A 3,425-nucleotide genomic window follows, 5' to 3' on the forward strand; every position below is an offset into this window, starting at 1 on the left:
GGTGGGGCCGGCGCCGACCGGGACGGGCGGGCCGGTCAGGGCGGGCTTGTCGTCCGTCACCCGGTAGGCGGCGACCGTGCCGTCGGCCTTCTCGCTGACCGCGTAGAGCATCTCGCCGTCCGCGGAGAGGGCGAGGTAGGACGGGTCGGGGACGTCGTCGGCGGCGTCCCCGACGAGGGTCAGGGCGCCGCTGTCCTCGTCCACGGCGGCGACGAGGACGCCGGGGCCTCCCTCCGTCGTGAACGACCCGATGTACGCGCGGCGCTCCCGCTTCCCGTGTGCTGCCACTGCCGTCCCCTCCCGGTGGTGTTCGGTGCGGGTGAGGGTAGCAGCAGGTCTAGACCAACAGCAGTGTGCCTGTCGGCGTCGCCCGTCGGGGCGGCGGAGCGCCGCGGGTCAGGAGCCGGCCAGCCGGGAGCCGGAGGTCCTGCCGAGGGGCAGGGCCAGGTCGGACAGGGTTCGCTCCAGGTTGTGCAGGTGGACCAGGGGGGTGCCGGGTTCCGGCTGGTGCGCGGCCTCCTGGCCGGTGAGGTGCTGCGGCCAGGCCGGGGCGCGCGTCTCGTGGACGGTCAGGGCCTCCACCGCGGCCTTCACCCGCCAGCAGGCGGCCACGAGGGACGCCTCGTGGGAGGCGGGCGGCTCGGCGGTGGCCGACACCAGGGCGTGGACCTCGTTCACACAGTCGTCGAGGAGGCGCAGGGCCTGGCGGGCGCGCGCCTTGCGGCCGTGGAACGGGTTCAGCGGATGCACCAGCGGGGCGAGGGCGACACGGGCCCGCCCGAACAGCGCCTCCAGTTCGGCGGCGTGCGGGGCCGGGTCGGCCTCGGGGTCGCCCTCCAGCCGGGCGGCCGTCTCGGTCGCGGCGGCGTGCACACAGTGCAGGGCCCGCAGGATCCAGGCGTCGTTGGTCGCGTGGGTGGTGACCGGCAGGACGAGGAAGACCGCGAGCATGGCGCAGCCCGCCCCGACCCCCGTCTCGACGAGCCGGAGCGCGAGGAGTTGGGCGTCCAGAACTCCCAGCAGGCCGTAGAGGAGGCTGGCCATGACGGTGACCGCCAGCATCATCCAGGAGTACGACACGGCCGCCGTGTAGAAGATCCCGAAGACGCACAGGGCGACGAGGGCGGCGGACGCCACGGGCGCCCCGTCGAGCGGGACGGCCACGAGGAGGCCGAAGGCGACGCCGATCACGGTGCCGAGGACGCGGCGGAAACCGCGGATCAGGGTCTCGCCCCGGGACGTCGTGTTGACGAAGATCCACCAGGCGGTGCCGACGGCCCAGTACCAGCGGTCCTCGGAGAAGCCCTGACCCACGACGAGCGCGACCGCGCAGGCGGCCGCGGCCTGGAACGCCTGCCGGGTGGTGGGACGGTCCAGGCCCGAGCGGGGCGCCTCGGCGGGGGGCGCGACCGGCGGGGCGCCCCGTTCGATGGGCCACAGGACGAAGCGCACGGCCCCGGCGACCAGCAGGGCCAGGGTCATGGCGGCGTAGAGGCCGGGCAGTTGCGCGGGGACGGCGTGCAGGAACTGCGTGACGAAGAAGCTCATGAAGGCGAAGATGCCGAGCGCCTGACCGCGTGCTCCCCAGCGGCGGGCGTAGACCCCGCAGAAGACCGTGGCGACGAACGCCATGTCGCGGGCGGCCGTGAGGTCGTGCAGCGTGGTGGCGAACGCCAGGACCGGGAATCCGGCCAGGGGCAGCAGGGCGGTGGTGATCCGCTGGGCGCGGACCGTGCCGTCGGTGACGGTGAAGAGGGCGAGGAGCGCGGCGAGGCCGCCCGTGATCGACGCGGGGAGCGGGAAGCCACTCAACTCGGAGACAGCGACCGCGGCGCCCACGCCGATGACCGCGCGGACGGAGTTCCGCAGCCGCAGACGCCCCGGATCAGGCGCTGTGAACATCCTCTTCATGGCCGTGTACCGCCCCCTCGCACTGGTGCGTGCCGCGTCCGCGGCGTGCTGGGTCTCAGCGGGCGGCGGGCACAGCGAAGGCGCCGCGCTCCGGGGCCGGCCTCGTCGCCGTCCGGCACTGCGCGGCGCCGAAACTACGTGGATAGGCCAAGAGATAAGCACCTTTGACCCCAATGGCTCAACTCGGAGGTCCAGGGCTGAGCCATTGGCCCAGGCGGCGAAGGGCACAGCCGGCCCCTGGTGGACCATCGGATCAGACGTCGCGGCGAACGGCCTTCTCGGCGCGTCCGGGCCGGCCGCGCGATCGCGCCACAGGGAGGGGCGAGAGGGCCGTTGATACCGTTTCCATGATCGTCGGATGGCGCAGGGAGGTCGACGGATCATGGCCGTGGACGAGCTGGACACCCGGATCCTGCGGTTGCTCCTGGAGCAGCCGCGGACGAGTGTGCGGGAGTACGCCCGGGTGCTCGGTGTCGCGCGGGGGACGCTGCAGGCGCGGCTCGACCGGTTGGAGCGGGACGGTGTGATCACCGGGACGGCGCCGTCGCTCTCCCCCGCCGCGCTCGGCCATCCGGTGCTGGCCTTCGTGCACATCGAGGTGACGCAGGGGCACCTCGACGACGTGGGGGACGCGCTGGCGGCCGTGCCGGAGATCATCGAGGCGTTCTCCATCACGGGCGGCGGCGATCTGCTGACCCGGGTCGTGGCCCGTGACAACGCGCACCTGGAGGACGTGATCCAGTCGCTGATCAGCCTGCCCGGCGTGGTGCGCACCCGCACCGAGGTCGCGCTGCGGGAGCGGGTGCCGTACCGGCTGCTGCCGCTCGTGGAGTCGGTCGGCCGGGCCGCGGGGAACTGAGCGCGGAGCGGCCGATGACCGACGTCCGGCCGGCCGCTGACATCCTGGGGCGTATGGGCACTCTCGGCGACACGGCGGTCGTCTTCGATCTCGACGGAACACTCGTGGACAGCGAGCCGAACTACTACGAGGCCGCGCGTGAGTTGCTGGCCGCGCACGGGGCTCCCGGCTTCACCTGGGAGGACAACGCGGCCTACGTGGGCATCAGCACGTGGGAGACGCTGGGCCTGTGGAAGGAGCGGTACGGCATCGCCGCGCCGCGCGCCGAACTCGTCGACGAGCTGGACCGCCGCTACCTGGAGCGGGCCCGTGTCTCCACCCCCGTGTTCCCGGAGATGCGGACGTTCGTGGAACTCCTGGCGGCCGAGGGGGTGCCGATGGCCGTGGCCTCCGGGTCGTCCCGAGCGGCGATCGAGGTGATCCTCGCGGGCACGGGCCTCGACGTGTATCCGCGGGTCGTGGTGTCGGCCGAGGAGGTCGCCCGCGGCAAGCCCGCGCCGGACGTCTTCCTGGAGGCGGCCCGGCGGCTGGGCGCCGCCCCGGCCGACTGTGTCGTGATCGAGGACGCGGCGCCGGGCGCGGCGGCCGCCCACGCCGCCGGGATGCGCTGCGTCGCGGTCCCGTACGTCCCCGCCCAGGCCGACGCCCCGCCGTT

The 3,425-nt window shown here is 73.9% G+C and carries 4 protein-coding genes; 2 read left to right on the forward strand and 2 right to left on the reverse strand.

Annotated elements, in window-relative coordinates; genetic code table 11:
• Both AOK15_RS39375 and AOK15_RS39380 read right to left on the reverse strand, forming a co-directional pair.
• Positions 1-288: beta-propeller fold lactonase family protein (locus AOK15_RS39375; protein WP_157870514.1), on the reverse strand; the 288-nt coding region annotated here is incomplete at its 3' end.
• Positions 289-396: 108 nt separating this feature from the next.
• On the reverse strand, positions 397-1,902 hold the full coding sequence (locus AOK15_RS39380; RefSeq protein ID WP_055523824.1) for an FUSC family protein: 1,506 nt from the start codon (positions 1,900-1,902) through the stop codon (positions 397-399).
• Between the two features lie 391 nt (positions 1,903-2,293).
• Between AOK15_RS39380 and AOK15_RS39385 the strand changes: the two genes are divergently transcribed.
• Positions 2,294-2,770, forward strand: a complete 477-nt coding sequence (locus AOK15_RS39385) for an Lrp/AsnC family transcriptional regulator (RefSeq protein ID WP_055523826.1) — start codon at positions 2,294-2,296, stop codon at positions 2,768-2,770.
• 53 nt (positions 2,771-2,823) lie between these two features.
• Positions 2,824-3,425: HAD family hydrolase (locus tag AOK15_RS39390; RefSeq protein WP_055523828.1), on the forward strand; the 602-nt coding region annotated here is incomplete at its 3' end.

The organism is Streptomyces ossamyceticus, assembly GCF_001418475.1.
Classification (GTDB): domain Bacteria; phylum Actinomycetota; class Actinomycetes; order Streptomycetales; family Streptomycetaceae; genus Streptomyces; species Streptomyces ossamyceticus.

Bases quoted from the DNA above. Each gene is read 5' to 3' on its own strand.
- AOK15_RS39380 (WP_055523824.1), bottom strand. From the start codon at position 1,902: ATGTTCACAGCGCCTGATCCGGGGCGTCTGCGGCTGCGGAACTCCGTC.
- AOK15_RS39385 (WP_055523826.1), top strand. From the start codon at position 2,294: ATGGCCGTGGACGAGCTGGACACCCGGATCCTGCGGTTGCTCCTGGAG.